Origin of the sequence: Leptolyngbya iicbica LK (assembly GCF_004212215.1) — a bacterium.
Taxonomy (GTDB): domain Bacteria; phylum Cyanobacteriota; class Cyanobacteriia; order Phormidesmidales; family Phormidesmidaceae; genus Halomicronema; species Halomicronema iicbica.
Genome location: NZ_QVFV01000002.1, coordinates 1353977 through 1371163, shown reverse-complemented (window position 1 = coordinate 1371163; position 17187 = coordinate 1353977). Strand labels below are relative to the sequence as shown.

12 protein-coding genes are annotated in these 17187 nt (G+C 56.0%); 4 read left to right on the top strand and 8 right to left on the bottom strand.

The features are described 5' to 3' along the window. Positions 1–59 precede the first annotated feature (59 nt). Positions 60–2273: a hybrid sensor histidine kinase/response regulator gene (locus DYY88_RS13055; protein ID WP_236146364.1), complete on the bottom strand. Its 2214-nt coding sequence runs from the start codon at positions 2271–2273 to the stop codon at positions 60–62. Between the two features lie 556 nt (positions 2274–2829). On the opposite strand from DYY88_RS13055, the gene DYY88_RS13050 reads away from it, so the two are divergent. Then, positions 2830–4077, top strand: coding sequence for an aspartate aminotransferase family protein (locus DYY88_RS13050; protein ID WP_044151269.1), 1248 nt, complete (start codon positions 2830–2832; stop codon positions 4075–4077). Between the two features lie 129 nt (positions 4078–4206). On the opposite strand, the gene DYY88_RS13045 is transcribed toward DYY88_RS13050, so the two are convergent. Further along, positions 4207–4569: a DUF1818 family protein gene (locus DYY88_RS13045; RefSeq protein WP_039727487.1), complete on the bottom strand. Its 363-nt coding sequence runs from the start codon at positions 4567–4569 to the stop codon at positions 4207–4209. A 6-nt stretch (positions 4570–4575) separates the two neighbouring features. Next, on the bottom strand, positions 4576–4806 hold the full coding sequence (locus DYY88_RS13040; protein ID WP_039727488.1) for a DNA-directed RNA polymerase subunit omega: 231 nt from the start codon (positions 4804–4806) through the stop codon (positions 4576–4578). Between the two features lie 153 nt (positions 4807–4959). On the opposite strand from DYY88_RS13040, the gene DYY88_RS13035 reads away from it, so the two are divergent. Beyond that, on the top strand, positions 4960–6033 hold the full coding sequence (locus tag DYY88_RS13035) for a hypothetical protein (RefSeq protein ID WP_052288472.1): 1074 nt from the start codon (positions 4960–4962) through the stop codon (positions 6031–6033). 9 nt (positions 6034–6042) lie between these two features. Here the strand turns inward: DYY88_RS13035 and DYY88_RS13030 are convergent, their stop codons facing one another. The 3 genes from DYY88_RS13030 to DYY88_RS13020 form a co-directional block, all read right to left on the bottom strand. Then, positions 6043–6342: a hypothetical protein gene (locus DYY88_RS13030; RefSeq protein ID WP_130199430.1), complete on the bottom strand. Its 300-nt coding sequence runs from the start codon at positions 6340–6342 to the stop codon at positions 6043–6045. Positions 6343–6826: 484 nt separating this feature from the next. After that, on the bottom strand, positions 6827–8083 hold the full coding sequence (locus tag DYY88_RS13025) for a molybdopterin molybdotransferase MoeA (protein WP_039727490.1): 1257 nt from the start codon (positions 8081–8083) through the stop codon (positions 6827–6829). An 85-nt stretch (positions 8084–8168) separates the two neighbouring features. Beyond that, positions 8169–8357 (bottom strand): hypothetical protein, encoded by a 189-nt coding sequence (locus tag DYY88_RS13020; RefSeq protein WP_039727491.1) that lies wholly within the window; start codon positions 8355–8357, stop codon positions 8169–8171. Between the two features lie 316 nt (positions 8358–8673). Between DYY88_RS13020 and DYY88_RS13015 the strand changes: the two genes are divergently transcribed. Both DYY88_RS13015 and DYY88_RS13010 read left to right on the top strand, forming a co-directional pair. Further along, positions 8674–10038 carry an aminopeptidase P family protein gene (locus DYY88_RS13015; protein WP_039727492.1) on the top strand — a complete coding sequence of 455 codons (1365 nt, stop codon included), beginning with the start codon at positions 8674–8676 and terminating at the stop codon, positions 10036–10038. Between the two features lie 95 nt (positions 10039–10133). Then, positions 10134–11783, top strand: coding sequence for a Ppx/GppA phosphatase family protein (locus DYY88_RS13010; protein ID WP_039727493.1), 1650 nt, complete (start codon positions 10134–10136; stop codon positions 11781–11783). Between the two features lie 202 nt (positions 11784–11985). On the opposite strand, the gene DYY88_RS13005 is transcribed toward DYY88_RS13010, so the two are convergent. Both DYY88_RS13005 and DYY88_RS13000 read right to left on the bottom strand, forming a co-directional pair. Then, positions 11986–12417, bottom strand: coding sequence for a hypothetical protein (locus DYY88_RS13005; RefSeq protein WP_130199429.1), 432 nt, complete (start codon positions 12415–12417; stop codon positions 11986–11988). A gap of 292 nt (positions 12418–12709) precedes the next feature. Next, the gene (locus DYY88_RS13000; protein WP_039727496.1) at positions 12710–17020 is read right to left on the bottom strand and encodes a PAS domain-containing protein; all 4311 of its coding nucleotides are present in this window, start codon (positions 17018–17020) and stop codon (positions 12710–12712) included. Positions 17021–17187 lie beyond the last annotated feature (167 nt).

Here is a 17187-nt window from a genome sequence, read left to right as displayed (position 1 = left end):
CCCTAGCGTGCCCAGCCGGTCAGTCAAGACATTGGTAGCATGGGCATCCAGCGGTTTGGTCAATCAGCCGCTGGCGTCTGGGTTAACTGCCGCGTCTTTTGCAACAGCAAGTCAAAGTCGATGGGTTTCGTGATGTAGTCGTCGGCCCCGGCGGCGAGACAGCGATCGCGATCGCCCGGCATGGCCATGGCCGTCACCGCCACAATCGGGACGGACTGCCATAGCGGATGCTGACGCAGGGATTGAATAAGCGTTAGACCATCGACCCCGGGAAGTTGCACATCCATCAAAATCAGGCAGGGCAGAGAGTTGTCGGTGACCAGTTCAGAATTCATCGTTGCCATCATGGCGTGACCATCGCTCACCAAATCAACCGCAAAGCCTTCCATCTCCAGCACTTCAGAAATCAGCGCTTGATTATAAGGTTGGTCTTCAACGACTAGGATGGCCTGACCGTTGCACGCTTCACAATCAGACGCTGGGCCCGATAACGGCTGGTTCACCGCGACGGGAGCCGCGCTCGGGGGCGCGACGTGGCGCATTTCATGCAGCGGCAACCAAATGGCAAAGGTACTGCCCACTGCCGTATTGGCTTTGAGAGAAACGGTGCCGCCGTGCATTTCAGCCAATCGTTTGGTCAGCGCTAGGCCCAGACCAGTGCCTTCGTGGCGTCGGGTGAGGGAGGCATCAATTTGCTGAAATGGGCGAAACAGTAAGTTCCGCTTTTCGGGGGGAATGCCGATGCCCGTATCGGTGACGGCAATGCACAGATATGGCGTGCTGACATTGACGGTGCTGTCGTCGGGGCGAAAGTCGTCGAGCAGCTGACTGCCATAGGCCAGCGTGACTGACAGGCGCACTTTACCTTTTTCAGGGGTGAACTTAATGGCGTTGGATAACAGATTGATGATCATCTGCCGTACCCGCCGCGCATCCAGGTTGACGCGATCGATGCGGTAGTCCAATTCCAACGAGAGCAGCAGGCGTTTGCGATCGGCCCGAGGCTGCACCATGCTCAAGCACTCGCGACAAAGATTTTGCACGGAAACATTTTCCAGGTCGAGTTCAAACTTGCCGGACTCAATTTTGGACAAATCCAAAATGTCATTGATCAAGTTCAGCAAATGCTGGCCGCTGCGGCGAATCGCCTTAACGTGACCAATCTTGCGGGGGGCGTCTTCCGGCAACTGCTTCAGCATGAGTTCCGAAAAGCCGAGAATGCTGTTCAATGGCGTGCGCAGTTCGTGGGACATTGACGCCAAGAACTCCGATTTCAGCCGTGACGCTTGCTCTAAGTCGCGGTTGATGCGCTGGAGTCGCTCTTGGGACTGCGCCCGTTCGATCGCGGCGCCCAAGGTGCGACAGGCCGCCAACAACATGTCTTGCTGGGGGGCTTCTTGCAACTTTTGCAGGGTGCGCGATTCCAGCGTGACGACGCCGATGATGCTGCCATCTGCCGAGGGAATAGGAAAGATGCCTAACTGCCCAATACCGGGATGGCGAAAGCCCGGCACCGATTTCGGATGCTCGGCATAATTTTCGACAAACATCGGCTTGCCAGTATCAACGACGTCCCACAGGAGGCCTTCGCCATATTTCACCCCTTGCTGCAAGACAGTTTCCATGGCGGCGATCGCAGGTTTGCCATAGGTGGCGATGAACTGTCCTGAGATTTGATTGGTCAAGGGACCCGCCACGCGATTTTTGCCCTGACCACTCACCACTTTGACGTCGCCAAAAGCGGCCCCCATCGCTTCGACTAAATAGTTCAGGGCGAATTTGCCAATTTCTTCAAGATTGTCCGACGTTTGCAGCTTCTCCGTGAGGCCCAGCAAAAACCGGAGGCGATGCACTTCACCCGCTAACTGCAGCTGAGACTGCCGCTCTCGCGTTAAATCCCGCAGGATGAATAACTGTCCCTGATTTGAGGTGTTGGTGACTAACAATTCCAAATAAGTTTGATTGGCCTGCTGTAGGGGCATGGCTTGGTTTTGCAAGGTCGGCTCATCACAGTGCGCCATCACTTGGTTGCGCTGCTCGGCTGACCAAAATGATTTCGCGACTAACCGATCCAAAATATCTGCCAACTGGGGCCGCTGACTCAGCCAATCCGCCGACAGGTCAAACATTTCCCGAAATTTGTCGTTAAAGAGCGTTAATCGGCGCTCGGCATTGAAGAGGGCGATCGCATCCCCGACCCGATTTAAAATCAAAGCCTGCTCATCGTCTTCAATGTCCCAAGTTGAGTTCTCAAATGTGTGCATTTTATACATGTGTGACACGACCTGACTACGTGTGAGCGCGGCTCTGGTGACGGCGTGTCAACGTCAAAAAAGCTAAGTCAATTAGGGGCACCGCTAGACCATACGAACGGTTGGCGATTTTGGATGCTGAGTGACCAGAGCATCAGCCCCACTGTTCCTCTTTCGGGTGATCGCGTGACTGCTCAGGAAACTGTCTGGCAAATTACACGAGCTGTCAGGGGAATCACTATTTTTAATATCGCGTGCTGAGCGGTTAGCATCATCCGTCAAGAGATGCATGATCGTCTCGTGACATTGCTCCCCTGAGCCTCTCTCCCCTGATCGCATGAAGGCTGAAACCGTTGGGCGCTCACGGCGAGTTGTGGCAAAATCGGCGGATTGCGCCAAAATCTTTTGCCGAAGAAAATTCTGATGACCCATGTGCTCAGGGCTGACCGGGGCTAAGCTATCATAAGCATTTACGCTGAGGGCGATCGCGGGCCGTTATCCTGAAGCGATTTCCCCGCTTGACGTTGAGGAATGTGCAGTGAGCTTAGCTACGAAAGTTCGGAACTCTCTTAAAGCATTGACATCGCCAGCTCGGGTGAGCGATCGCGCCTTTGATGCCGTCACCTTCGACAGTTCGGTGATGAAGACCTACGGACGCTTTCCCCTCGCGTTAGAGCGAGGCCAGGGCAGCCGCGTGTGGGATACCGACGGTCGCGAATATCTCGATTTTGTGGCGGGCATTGCTACCTGCACATTGGGCCATGGTCACCCCGTCATGGTGGAAGCGGTCACGCAGCAAATCCAAAAGCTGCACCACGTTTCAAACCTTTACTACATTCCCGAACAGGGGGAGCTGGCCCACTGGCTGACCCAGCATTCCTGTGCGGACAAGGCGTTTTTCTGTAATTCCGGGGCTGAGGCCAATGAAGCGGCGATCAAGCTGGCGCGCAAATATGCCCACGTTAAGCGGGATATTGAATTTCCCATTATTCTGACCGCCAACGCGAGCTTCCACGGTCGGACCCTGGCAACCGTGACTGCCACGGGACAACCCAAGTACCAAAAGAATTTCAACCCCTTGGTGCCCGGATTTCACTACGTGCCCTACAACGACTTTGCAGCGCTGCAGGCCGCCGTGGCTGAGCTGGATGGCGATCGCCCCCAAGTGGCCGCTATTTTGCTAGAACCCCTTCAGGGTGAGGGCGGTGTCAATCCTGGCGATCGCGAGTATTTTCAGCAGGTACGGCAACTCTGTGACGACACTGGCATTTTGCTGATTTTGGACGAAGTGCAGGTGGGCGTGGGCCGGACGGGGAAACTCTGGGGCTACGAAAATCTGGGCATTGAGCCCGATATTTTTTCCTCCGCCAAGGGACTGGGCGGCGGCATTCCCATCGGAGCGATGTTGTGCAAAGCCCACTGCGACGTCTTTGAGCCGGGAGACCACGCCAGCACCTTTGGCGGTAACCCCTTTGTGTGCGGGGTGGCATTGGCCGTATGCCAGGCGCTGATGCGCGAGCGTCTGTTGGAAAATGTGCAGGCGCGGGGGGAAGAACTGCGGGCGGGATTGGCGGCGATCGCTCAAGCCTATCCCCAGCTATTCTCGGGAGCACGCGGGTGGGGCCTGATCAACGGCCTCGTGCTTCAGCCAGACGCCTCGGTGAAATCCATCGATATTGTGAAAGCTGCGATGGAGCAGGGCTTGTTAGTGGTTCCCGCCGGACCGAGTGTGGTGCGTCTAGTGCCGCCGCTGGTGGTCACGGCTGATGAAGTACAGACCGCCTTGGCTCGCCTCAAGCAGGCTATTCAAGACGTGGTGGATTAAGGCTTCGAGCTTGGCCGCAACGGCTGATATCGTTCAGTAACTGCCCCACACCCACGGACTGACATTTGGTTTGGAAAACTCAAGGAAATCTGCCGACGGGTGTTGGCCCTTGTGATGGCGTTGCGCAACTTAAAACAGCGTTAATGCAGGAATTGCCTGAATGATGTTAGCGGTGGCGGTGGCGGTCCAGCCCCCTTCAGCCCGCCGCCCTGCTAAAAGAATGAATCGTAAGTCAAAAGCGGTGGGCAGTCCTTCAACTTCTAGCCAAATGTGGGCGGTTTCTTGCTCGCAACAGATGCGCTCTTCATCCATGAGTTCATTGGCGAGCGATCGCACCGTGTCGGCCAGTTGTAGCGTTAGCCGACAAAAATCTGCGAACTCAGCTTCGGTTAATTCAACGGTCCAGCGATCGCCCCCTACCAAGCCTTTAAAGACACTGGCGTCTGGGTCATACCCCAAACGCCAGCCTAAACCTTCCTTCAAATGACGCACAGTTGCTTATTCGCCAATAATTTCTGGCTGCGTCAGCTCGTCAGACATTTCAATGATGGCTCGTAGCACCGGCTTCATCCGGGGGTCGTCATAAGCTTCGAACTCTTCAAATCGGCGGCGTTGTGCCCGATTTGCGACCTGCACAGTAATGCGGTAACGGTTCGAAGCCGCGTTGATCAATTCTTCTTGCCGCCGCATTAACTGCTGATTGTCAAAAGGAGAAGTATTTTTGAGCATAAAGCCTGCTTAAGAGCGTTTGAACGTCTAGTATACCAAAGCATTTGAACGTGATTACGGCTACTGCATTGGTTTCGTGGCGCTGATTTCTCCGGTGGAATCAACGGTTTTACGCGACAATAGCACCAGCTTGGTCACAAGGAACGCGCCCCCATGCCTGAGGAACCGAACACGCCAGAAAATCCGACGCCCCCGGAGGATGCCACCAACTGGGCGGAATCAGAGTGGTCCGACGATCTCGATTATGGCGCTCTGGAAGAGTCGTTGACCGCTACAGACAACCCGCTGACTCAAGAGCATCGGGAGGCTGATCACCCCGCCAACCTGACCGATGACGTGAAGGCCGCTGCGGCCAGCGATGAGGACGCGGAGGCGGAGTGGTCAGACGATAGCGCGTATGACTCTTTAGAATCAGCGCTGCCGGACGCGCGTTCAGCCGAAGATGCCGCTACAGCCGCTGCGACAACCACTGAAGAATGGGATGAGGCGACTTTTGAATGGGATGAGGAATTAGCCGAGACACCGCCTGCGCCGCCTACGTCCCCTTCCACGCAAGATGCTCTGAGCTGGTTAAAGCCGACTGGACGACGATTACGGCGGGTGTGGCAGCGGCTACTCGCGGGTCTGCGGAATCGCATTCCGGCGATCGCTCAGCTGCCTGATATCGTACTCAGCGGCATTTTGATCGGGATCTTGGTATTGCTGCTGGTGGTGTTGAACAGTGTCCGTCAGCCTGCTACCGCCAGTTCATCGCCATCTCCCGCGCCTGCGCCAACCTTGTCGGCGACTGGGGACATGCCAGATACTGCCCCTGTCGAGGTTGAAGCCCCCCCCGCAGCGGCCCCGACACCCCTTGAGGCCGCACCCGTTATTGTGGATGGCGATCGCATTGCCAAAATTCAGTCGCAGCTGACCGATAGCTCCATCTTGAATGCTCAGCGAGTGATTGACTCGGTGCAGGCGGATTTTACGCGCAATCAGCTGACCTTGGTTTTTAACGGTGACTGGTATCGTTTGTCAGAATACGACCAAAATCAATTGACTCAGGCCCTGCTAAAGCAATCGCAAACCCTGGAATTTGCAGACTTGCAATGTGTGACGCCCGAGGGTGAATTGTTGGCGCGATCGCCCGTGGTTGGCAACAACGTTGTCATCTTGCAACGGGAGCGCCCCCCCGAGGTGCCCGAGCCCGAGCGCCCTCGCTTTCGCATCATGATCGATCGCTAATCGCTGCGATCACGGGGCCGATTCTTGAGAAGGAACGGGAGTCGGCTCGATCATGTTCAAGCGGTTCATGCCCCACACTAAGCCCACTGCTAGCAATCCACCAACGGCAAACCCTGCCAGCAGCAGTCCCACGATAAAGTTGCGGAGCCAGCGCTTATCGGCTTCTAGCCGCGATCGCCCGGCTTCCGATAGCTCAAAGTTCGGATCATCTTGATGCCAAGTCGTCGGCTTGCCCTGAAACTCTGCCTGGATGTCGTTGGCGTCAGGCAGCGGATCTTGGTTGGAGTTATGGAAAGGAGGCTGTTGCATAGAACCGAGGGACAGGGCAGTGGGAGGACAGGCGGATGGGTTGCGCGATCGCAACTGCTTTTCATTTTGAAAACGGATGGGCAGTGAGGGCCATGGCAGTTGAGAAACTTATTATGCGCCGTCTCAAGCCGGTGGATGCTATAGCGCCGCGTAGATAGCTCCGTACATCCCCATGTTGCGGAACAAGGGGCTCAAGCTCCTTGCCTGTTGGTACCTTACTGCGGACTGCTATAGCACTCGGCCACCCACTCAGCGCTGTGCGCTGCAATCAACTCCCCAGGCCAGTTAAGGAATCAGGATTTTATAAAACCCAAGTTTTTTCGGCAGCATTTTGCCTGCGCTTGAACAGCCGAGACGGCTGTTCACACTTAATTAGGTTCCCATTCCTAAGGAACTGTACGGTGGGCACGGCCTAACCCCAACAATTGGCAATGCTAATTGCAAGCAACGCCTTAAGAGAAAACTTTGGAACTGGCGACAAGACTCATCCCCCGGGCAAGTCTGCTCCAACCCACAGCACCCGCACCATGGAGCCCGCCGCGATCGCCGTCGCGCCAATGGGAACTACGGCCAATGCCTGGGTGCCTGCCAAATTGATCAAATTACCCGAACTGTGGCTGCCCTGAGCCAGACTAAACTCCAGTCCTGAAGGTGTCGCATATAACTGACCCCACAGATAGGTTTCGCGTTTGCCACCCGCTTTCAGATCATGCCGCGATCGCGCTAGCAAAAACGGCGCTGACCAATTGTGGCGCTGACCCGATAGTTTGCGCAGGGCTGGAGCCACAAATCGCCAAAAACTGACCAGAGCCGAGACGGGATTGCCCGGCAGGCCAAAATAGAGTAGGGGGGTGGACTCGCCTTTGACCGTCGCAACAGTCAGGGGTTTACCCGGTTTGACCGCCACCGCGCGAATGTGCAAAGTCGCCCCCAAGTCACTCAAAATCTGGTCGACATAGTCATAGTCACCGACCGATACGCCCCCCGACGAGAGAATCATGTCGGCCTCGGCGATCGCCTGACTAATGGCGGTTTTCAGCGCCGCTGGATCATCCGGCACAATGCCCAGACATACGGGGATGCCACCCATCTGCCGCACTAACGCCGCCAGCGCATATTGATTGGAATCGACGATCTGCCCCGGTTGCAACTCGACTTCTGGGGTGACCAACTCATTGCCGGTGGAGAGGATCGCCACCCGAGGTTGGCGATAGACTGCCACCTGAGATCGCTGCACTGCGGCCAAAATAGCGACTTCCGTGGCCGTTACCAGCTCACCGACCGAGAGCACCCGGTCTCCCGCGCGCCGATAACTGCCCCGCTCCCGCACAAAGGCTCGGGGCTGGCCTGCGGTCAGAATTTTGACGCGATCGCCCTGCCGCTCCGTATCTTCTTGCATGATGATGGTGTCGGCTCCGGGCGGCACCATCGCCCCGGTAAAGATGCGCGCCGCTTGTCCTGTAGCCACTGATTTTTGCGGCGAGTGCCCAGCGGGGATGTCTTCTATCACCGCGAGTTCCACGGGCTCGGTCGCGCTCGCCAGTGCAATATCCTCATAGCGAACCGCATAGCCATCCATGGCCGAGTTATCCCAATGGGGAAAGTCGATCGGACTCACCACCGATGCCGACAAAATGCGTCCAGGGGCGTCGTGCAAGGAGACGGTTTCCACATCGCGCCGCGAGTCTAGCGGCGTCACCAATTCTAAGATTTGCGCTTCGGCAGTATCAGCAGGAATCATACAACCCTTAAGGAATGGTGCCTTCGCCATCCTAACAAGGGGTGGCAGTGTCGTCTGAACTGATGGGGACATCTGGGCTCATCACCTATGAGACTTGAGGATAGGGCACGGCCAACTGGGTCATCCGGACGCATAGTTGAATATGCTGGGGCCACTCGGGCTGACGAATCCAGGCGCGATCGCTCGCACAGGCCATCACCACAAAGTCGGGCACATGATCGGGCTGCTGCTTAAGCCGCACCGTACCGCCAGGACGCACAACCAACGATGGCATAGCCCACCTCGATGGAAAGTCACAGCATCACTGTATCATGCAAAATAGTATTTCTGTACTATTTTGCTGCGTTTGTCTTCAGGGTTTTGTGACAACTGGGTGACTCGGTGGTTGCGCTCCGGCCGCGATCTCTAGCTGCCTACGGGTGTCAATCTCGCCCCTATCTTTTACGCTGGCATTAACGCTGTTAAAGAATTGGAATTAAATTAAGTGTGAACAGCCGAGACGGCTGTTCAAGAGCAGGCAAGATGCCTGCCCGACAAAACTTGGATTTTATAAAATCCTGATTCCTAAACATTCATAAAGTACGGGTTTTATGACTGCGATCGCTCCTTCTCCCACGCTGGCCGATGTCCTCCGTCATCGCCGTGAGCGGCTGGCCCAGCTCATTAACTTTCCCGTCGTGCTGTGGTCAGGCCAGTCCAGTCCCCGCAACTTTCCCGCCAACGTTTATCCCTTTCGGGCGAGTAGTCACTTCCTCTACTTTGCCGGACTGCCGTTGATGAATGCGGCCATTCGGATTGACGGCACGCGGCTCACATTATTTGTGGATGAGGCCACCCCGGCGGCGGCTTTGTGGCACGGCCCGACGCCCACTCGCGCCGAAATTGCGAGCAAAATTGGGGCCGATGCCGCCTATCCTCTGAGTGAATTGGCAGAGCATTTGGCGGGAGTTGCGACTGTAGCGGTGCAAGACTCGACCACGGCGGCTGGCCAACTCACCGCTCGCGGGGTGGTGAATCCGGCTCAGGATCGGGCGTTGGCGGAGGCGATCGTGCAACTCCGGCTGAGCCACGATGCCGCTGCGATCGCCGAAATGCGTCGCGCCGCTCAAGTTTCGGTCCAGGCTCACCGCGCCGGTATGGCCGCCACCCAAGCAGGCAAAACCGAAGCCACGGTGCGTGCCGCGATGGAAGCGGTGATTATGGCCCAGGGCATGACGACCGCCTACAACAGCATCGTCACGGTGCATGGCGAGGTGCTGCACAACGAGCATTATCACCACACCCTACAGGCGGGGGATTTGCTACTGGCGGATGTGGGCGCTGAGGCGGCGACGGGCTGGGCGTCAGACATTACGCGCACCTGGCCGGTGACGGGCACTTTTTCGGCTACGCAGCGAGCTATTTACGACATCGTGCTGGCGGCTCACGACGCCTGTATCGAGGCCGCCCAACCGGGGGTGGAATATCGTGAGCTGCATCTACTCGCGAGTCGGGTGCTCGCAGCGGGATTAGTAGAGTTAGGCATCTTGCGCGGCGACCCGGACTCGTTGGTCGAGCAGGATGCTCACGCCCTGTTCTTCCCCCATGGCATTGGTCACCTATTAGGGCTGGATGTGCATGACATGGAAGATTTGGGTGATTTGGCAGGATATGCGCCCGGTCGCACCCGCAGCGATCGCTTTGGGCTAGGATTCCTGCGGCTCGATCGACCGTTGCAAGTGGGCATGGTCGTCACCATTGAGCCCGGCTTTTATCAAGTGCCGGGCATTTTGCAAGATCCACAAAAGCGCGATCGCTTCGCCGGTGTGGTGAACTGGGAGCGACTGGCCGAATTTCAAGACGTGCGCGGCATCCGCATCGAAAACGATGTGTTAATTACGCCCACGGGTAGCGAAGTGCTAACCGCCGCCTTACCGACCCGCGCTGCCGACATTGAAGCCATGGTGAACGCCTGATTTCTCGTGATAAAAACTGTTGTAAATGCGTGACGAAGGTTTGAGCTCTGCAGGGGCTCCCCGGTAATATGTGAGGCAATATACCAAACTTGATTATGGTAAATACCACTCCCGTTCCTTCCCGTGCTAGCGCCCCGTATCCTTATCTAGAGCAGGATCCTAACCTGCAACGCGATCGCATCCTCGCCGCGATCGACGTGGGCACCAACTCAATTCACATGGTGGTGGTCAAAATCAAAGCCTCGCTCCCCGCGTTTACCATCATTGACCGAGAAAAAGAAACCGTCCGTCTGGGCGACTTTGCCGACAATGGTGACTTGTCAGAAGACGCGATGGAACGGGGAATCGAAGCCCTGAAGCGGTGCCGATCGCTGGCCGAAAGCTTAAAAGCCGAAGATATTGTGGCCGTCGCCACCAGTGCCGTGCGCGAAGCGAACAATGGTCAAGCTTTTTTAGAACGGGTGCAGCAAGAAGTCGGACTCTCCATTAATTTAATTGCGGGGACGGAAGAAGCCCGCCGAATTTATTTGGGCGTCCTATCCGGCATGGAATTTCATGGTCAACCCCATGCTGTGATCGATATTGGCGGCGGCTCGACGGAACTGTTGCTCGGCACGGGCGGCCCCCATCGCTTTTTGAGCAGCACCAAGGTCGGGGCGGTGCGGCTGACGGCGCGATTTGTCAGCACCGATCCCATCAGTGACGAAGAATTCACCTACCTCACTGCCTATGTGCGGGGGCGCATGGAACCCGCCGTAGAAGATTTGAAACGGCACCTGCAACCCGAAGAAACCCTGCAACTTGTCGGCACCTCGGGCACGATTGAATGTGTGGCGGCCCTGATCGCCCAAGATCGACTTGGCTTTGTGCCCGAACCGCTCAACGGCTTCCAGTTCACCCTGGAAGAACTGGAAACTTGGACCAACAAGCTGCGAAAGCTCGATCTGGAAGAGCGGCTCGATTTGCCCGAGATGTCGGCCCGGCGAGCCGAAATTATTTTGGCGGGAGCCGTCATTCTGCAAGAAACCATGACGATGCTGGGTACCGAAAGCCTGACCATCTGCGAGCGGGCCTTGCGAGAGGGGGTCGTGGTGGACTGGATGCTCAGCCGGGGCCTGATCGAAGATCGGATGCAGTTTCAGCGATCGGTGCGGGAGCGCAGTGTGCGAGCCGCCGCCGACAAATACCACGTGCCCCAGGCCCCCCGCGAGCGCGTGGCCGATTTTGTGCTCAGCTTGTTTGACGCCACCCAAGGCCACCTGCACGATTGGGGCAATGCTGAGCGAGAACTGCTCTGGGCTGCGGCCATCTTGCACAATGCCGGACACTATATCAGCCACTCCAGCCACCACAAGCATTCCTACTACCTGATTCGCAATGGTGAGCTGCTGGGCTATACCGAAGCTGAGATCGAAGTTATTGCCAATGTGGCCCGCTATCACCGCAAGAGTCTGCCCAAAAAGAAGCACGACAACTATCGCAACCTGTCAGACAAGCACGATCGCAATCTGGTGAATGAACTGAGTGCTATGTTGCGGGTCGCAGTGGCCCTCGATCGCCGGGGCATTGGCGCGATCGCTTCCGTGCAGTACGACTTCGACAGTGACGAGCAAGTGCTGCATCTCCACATTCAGCCCGCATTCGCCCATGACGACTGCGCGTCTGAACTCTGGAACCTCGCAGACAAAAAGCTGTGGTTTGAAGAGCTGTATGAGGTACAGCTAGTGGCTCATTTGGACCGTTGATGTGGCTCGTGCTAATGAGCGCATCGTGGACGTTTTGCGATCGCGCTTCTACGATTTAACCGCTACCGATCCTGGAAAAATAGGCTGAGCCCCGCGCCCTTAGGAACCAGGACTTTATAAGAGCAAGGTTTTGTCGGGCAGGCATCTTGCCTGCTCTTGAACAGCCGAGACGGCTGTTCACACTTAATTTAATTCCAATTCCTTAGTAAGCACCACTGCACAGGCCGCTCAGCACACTATAAAACTGACTGTCAGGGTCAGCGGACTGCATGGCCTGCTGCATCGTTTGGCTATTGAGGGTTTGGTCGTTGACGTCAAGATATTGCACACTCTCGATCGCGTACATCATGTTGTCGCAGTTGGCTACATACCCAAATAAGGCCGCCGCCGTGCCGTTGTCGCTAATGGGCGATCGCCGGGCTAACAACGTAAATCGTAGTTGGCTATTTTGGCGAGTTTGGTTAGGGCTGAGCCACCAATTTTGGGTCACTGACTGGCCCGCGCTATTTTCAAAACTGTCGGCATAGAGGTAGCGCCAGTTAGCAAAGGCATCCGCAGTTTGGGCCAGCACTGCCGTAGACTGGCTCAGCAACACAGGAAGGACGGCAGCGGCAGCGGCAAATCTAGCAAACATGGTCATACTTCCTCGGAAAAACCAAACAAACACCTTGCCATAAGGGGCAGTGGGACGTTGAACTGCTGTGGAATCGGCATTCCTCACGACCGCCCAAGTCCTGGGGGGAATGCTACTAACCTAAAGACAAATAGAGCTATCAGCTCAGGGGCGAGTACAGTTTTGTGTTTGTCATAATAACGACTCTGGCGAATTGCGCCACTGAGGGGGGCGCTTGCGGTCATAACTGCTGAAGTCTCACCCGCGGCCACTCGTCCCCGACTGGGCATGGTCGAGGGCTTGGATCGCCCCCCTAACTGACGACTTTTAATTGATATGTGTTCCGCTCTCGCTTGGCGGCGTACAACATTTCATCGGCGATCGCGATCGCGGTGGTGTCATCCATTTCCGTCGGCATTTGCACCACCGCAATGCCCAGGCTGACCGTAATGTGTGCATCAGTGGGCGAAGCGGCATGGGGAATCGCCTGCTGGGCCAGTTGAGCTTGCAGACGTTGAGCGATCGCGATTGCCCCGGCCTGATGGGTATTGGGCAGCAGCATAATAAACTCTTCCCCGCCGTAACGAGCCACCAAGTCGCCAGAGCGCTGCATATTCTCCTTGAGCACCTTGGCAATTTGCGTCAAACAGCGATCGCCCGCGGGGTGTCCATAAGTGTCGTTGTAGCTTTTGAAGTGATCGATGTCGAGCATCATGATGCTGAGGGGAATCTGCTCGCGCTGGTGACGTGACCATTCTTGGGCCAACACCGTGAGAAACTGCCGCCGATTTGCCACTTTCGTCAGACTATCGATGCTTGCCAACTCCTCTAGTTGTGCGTTCAGTAGCTGCAATTCCAGTTCCGCTTGCTTGCGATCAGTAATGTCTTCAACAATGCCTTCGATCGCCAGCAGTTGGTCGGCGGCATCTCGGACCGGGTGCTGAGAGACGCGGATGGTGCGTCGAGCTCCGTCAGGATGCCTAAACTCCAGCTCAAATTCTTGAAAATCGATGGGCTCATGCAGCAGTGCTTGTAGCTTGGTGGCGGCCAGTTGCCGCGATTGCGGGAGCCACTCACCGAGCGTGGCCCAGGGCTGGCCCATCACTGTGGCTCGTGAGCGGCCAAATACGGACTCGACGCCATCGCTGACATAGGTGATGATGCCGAGCTCCCCAGTGTGGCTAAACACGACAAATTTGTGACCGATGTCATCCACTAAGCGCTGGTATTGGACTTGGCTGGCTTTGAGGGCACTTTCGGCTTGCTTGCGATCGTGAATATCGCGTCCTACTGCCTGGAGTTCCATTAGTTGGCCCTGCTCATCGTAGATAGCGTAGTTAGTCCAGTGCATCCAACGCACCTGTCCCCGCACGTAGACGCGATTTTCTACCGTGCAGTAGGGATGGGTCGGCGACAGCGATGCTAAGCATTGGTCGATCACCGGCTGATCTTCCGGGTAAATCAAGGGATGGTAAGTGGTGCCATAAACGCTCTCTCGTTCTATTCCGTAGTACTCACAAAAGGCATTGTTGACAAACAGCACGGTGCCGTCAGGCTTAAAACGGGCAATGAGTTCGGTCTGGTATTGCAAAATGGCCAGATAATTTTCGCCCGATTGTCGCAACTGCTCGATGACGATGTCGCGTTCTAGTTCGGCTTGTTTGCGATCGCTAATATCCCGCAGTGACCCAATAATTTTGAGAGGCTGACCTGAGTCATCAAAATGAACTACGGCTTGATCTTCGACCCAGAGGTACGTGCCGTCTTGACGCCGCACCCGCAGCTCAATGCAGTAGGATGACTGCTCGTCCGTTACAGCAGCGGCGATCGCTGCTTGCAGGATCGGCACATCGTCGGGATGGGTATAGGTAAAACTATCGGCCAAGGTTTGCGGTAGGTCAGCCGCCGCATAGCCAAACATTTCCGACGCATTTTGGCTAAAGGTGTACCTTTGCTGGGCGAAGTCATATTCAAAGACCACCTGCCGTCCGGCGGCGATCGCAATTTCGTAGCGATCGCGCCACCCCTGCAACTCCTGAGACATGAACTGCAAGGTCTGTTCTGTGAGTTTCAGCTCCGTAATGTCGGTATCAACGACGGTCCCTTCCCAATATTGCTCTGCCGCATGCCAACTAACTGAGACGTGGCCCAAAATATACTGCAAGGCTCCCTGAGGAGGATAGCGATAGCGATAGGTTTGCACAAAGTGTTGCGGCACCGAGGTTTGCTGTTTGAACTGGCGCAACATCGGCAAAACGATCGCTTGCCAGTCTTCTGGCTCGATACCGCCTTGCCAAAGACTGGGGTCAGCCATCAACGCCTCGGCGCTAAACCCATAAAGCCGCTCACAATTTTGCGAGACATAATCAAATTCCAAGCGGTCATCTGGCAGGAGGCGAATCCGCAAAATGGTTGCGCGGGCACTGTTTAAAACGTTGGATAGCCGTGACTCTGAAGCTTGTAACGCCAGTTCGAGCTGCTTGCGATCGCTAATATCGATCATGACGCCGACCATGCGATCGGGGGTGCCATCGGCAGTGTAGATGGCCCGCCCCTGAGTCAGTACCCACCGCACCTGACCATCCGGATGAACGACTCGATACTCAACGGAAAGCAAGGTCTGATCAGCGATCGCGATTTGAAAGGCGGCTTCTGCTGCCGCCAAATCATCGGGATGGACGCGATCGCGCCACACTTCATAATTGGCGGGCAGAGCATGCGGTTCGAGCCCCATTAACCGATAGTGACTGTCGCTCCAGGTGGCTTGACCTGTGGCGATGTCAAATTCCCAGCTGCCCGTATTCGTCAGCTCTAAGGCGAGGCGGCGCTTTTCTTCGCTGGTCGCCAATGCCAACTCCGCCAGTTTGCGCGCAGTGATATCTGCCGTCGTCCCTACCAGGCGGACAATGTTGCCCTGTTCATCGCGTTGGGCTACTCCCTGATTGACGACGTGACGCTGCTCACCGTTCGGGCAAAGAATGGTTTGTTCTAGCTGATAAGGGGTTCCTGCTGATAGGGCCTGCTTCACCGCAGCCCGCAGCTCGGCATCGCCGGGGGGCATCACCATAGCAAAAGTTTCTTCACTGGTGGTGGGGCCTAAGGCAGGATCCCGGCCAACAATTCGATACATTTCGGCTGACCAGGTGATTTGCTGACTGGCGACGTCAAACTCCCAGCTGCCTACCTTGGCAATCCGCTGCGCTTCTCGCAGTTGTGTGGTTGTTTGACTCAGCTCAGCCGTACGCTCAGTGATTTTGGCTTCCAGCGATCGCTCATAATCGGCATGAAACTGCTGAATGTGTTGCTGCTGGGCATCTGTCTTGGCCATCATTTCCAAAAAGGCCAATCGCAAAGCTTCTACCTCTTTAATCAGCGTCGGTTGGGTGATGACCGCAGCTTGTCCATCCGCATAGGCTAAAACCGCTGCATTTAACTGTTGTAAGGGGCGATTGATGCGGCGGGCCAGCCAGACCCCAGCGCCAACCACGGCCAACAGCGTCAAACCTGACCAAATGACGGCAGGGCGCAGGGTCTTCCACAGAGGGGCAAGAAAGACGGTTTGCGGCACCGTCGTAACGATGATCCAGTCCAGGCCGCAGTCGGTGCAGTAAGCGGTGATACGGGTGTAATAGCGATCGCCCTCAACTCTCATTGAGAAGTCGGCTGGGAGGTCGGGAGCAGTTCCTTCGCCGCTCTGGGCCTGCCAAGTCTGAAAGGCGGCCTGGGTGACCGGATTGTCACTCTCTAAGGCCGTGAGTCGCCGAAACTGAATGTGTTCTGGTGGGGTCACATTGGGCGTAGTCTCGGTCGCGGCACGAGGGCTTTGCACTGCTGTATAGGTGGGGTCGCTGGTCGAAGTAGCAACTAAGAAACCATCGCCTTGCATAATGAATGCCTGACCCACGTCCACAAAGGCTAAGTTGCCTAAAAAGTCGTCTAATTTTTGCAGACTGACATTGACAGCAACCACCCCGAGTAATTCCTGCGCGTCACTGTAGAGAGGGGCAAACCTGCTGATGGCTAAATGGTTAGTCGAACCGATCTGAAAGATGTCACTCCAACCAGCGGTCCCGGTTGCGGCCGCCCTCAGATACCAACTCCGAGTCCTTGCATCGAGGTTGCTGATGCTCTCGAGATAGCGGTCGGGATTGCCCAACGCATCGACACTGTAGAGATTGGTATTGGGCGACTGAGCCGGATCTAAAATAGCTGCCTCAATTGGAATCTCATCTGGGGTAAGGCGGGTATTGTCCCCATAATCGGCTTCCGTGACGCGATGGCTCGCTCGCAGATCACCGTTTTCGGTACCGAGCAAAAAGGTGGTAGCGGTGTCGGTGGCGAGCAGGTCTAGGGTGAGGTAACGATGCAGTGCATCTAGGTCGTCGAGACTGATGATGCCTGACTCTAAAGCGGCCACATGGGATTGATTGTGCGCGTCAGCCGCGAGCAAATACTGATCTAAATTTTGTTCAATTAAGGCACCGGTCTCGTTCAGCAGTTGGGTGGCCAAGGTTTCGACAATATTTTCACAGCTGCGATACGAGAGATAGCCCACGACCCCAGTGACGCCCACAACTTGTATGACGAAGGGAATGATTAATAGCGATCGCAGCGGTACGCGCATGAGTGATGCCTCAACAACCTTAATTTTCCGGTTGTTGTCCCCCTTAGCTCAACTCCGGTGCCTCCTCAACGACCTGGCTAGATTCAGTCATCATTCACAGTATTTTCGTTGAGAGCTTTGAATAATCGGCTGCGCCAAAAGCTAGGCCAAACATGGCCCATGCCCTA

What these genes read in the sequence shown, in the direction of transcription:
- DYY88_RS13025 (WP_039727490.1), bottom strand. Translation starts at nt 8,083, where the DNA reads ATGATTCCTGCTGATACTGCCGAAGCGCAAATCTTAGAATTGGTGACG.
- DYY88_RS13000 (WP_039727496.1), bottom strand. Translation starts at nt 17,020, where the DNA reads ATGCGCGTACCGCTGCGATCGCTATTAATCATTCCCTTCGTCATACAA.
- DYY88_RS13020 (WP_039727491.1), bottom strand. Translation starts at nt 8,357, where the DNA reads ATGCCATCGTTGGTTGTGCGTCCTGGCGGTACGGTGCGGCTTAAGCAG.
- DYY88_RS13035 (WP_052288472.1), top strand. Translation starts at nt 4,960, where the DNA reads ATGCCTGAGGAACCGAACACGCCAGAAAATCCGACGCCCCCGGAGGAT.
- DYY88_RS13030 (WP_130199430.1), bottom strand. Translation starts at nt 6,342, where the DNA reads ATGCAACAGCCTCCTTTCCATAACTCCAACCAAGATCCGCTGCCTGAC.
- DYY88_RS13010 (WP_039727493.1), top strand. Translation starts at nt 10,134, where the DNA reads ATGGTAAATACCACTCCCGTTCCTTCCCGTGCTAGCGCCCCGTATCCT.
- DYY88_RS13005 (WP_130199429.1), bottom strand. Translation starts at nt 12,417, where the DNA reads ATGTTTGCTAGATTTGCCGCTGCCGCTGCCGTCCTTCCTGTGTTGCTG.
- DYY88_RS13015 (WP_039727492.1), top strand. Translation starts at nt 8,674, where the DNA reads ATGACTGCGATCGCTCCTTCTCCCACGCTGGCCGATGTCCTCCGTCAT.
- DYY88_RS13040 (WP_039727488.1), bottom strand. Translation starts at nt 4,806, where the DNA reads ATGCTCAAAAATACTTCTCCTTTTGACAATCAGCAGTTAATGCGGCGG.
- DYY88_RS13055 (WP_236146364.1), bottom strand. Translation starts at nt 2,273, where the DNA reads ATGTATAAAATGCACACATTTGAGAACTCAACTTGGGACATTGAAGAC.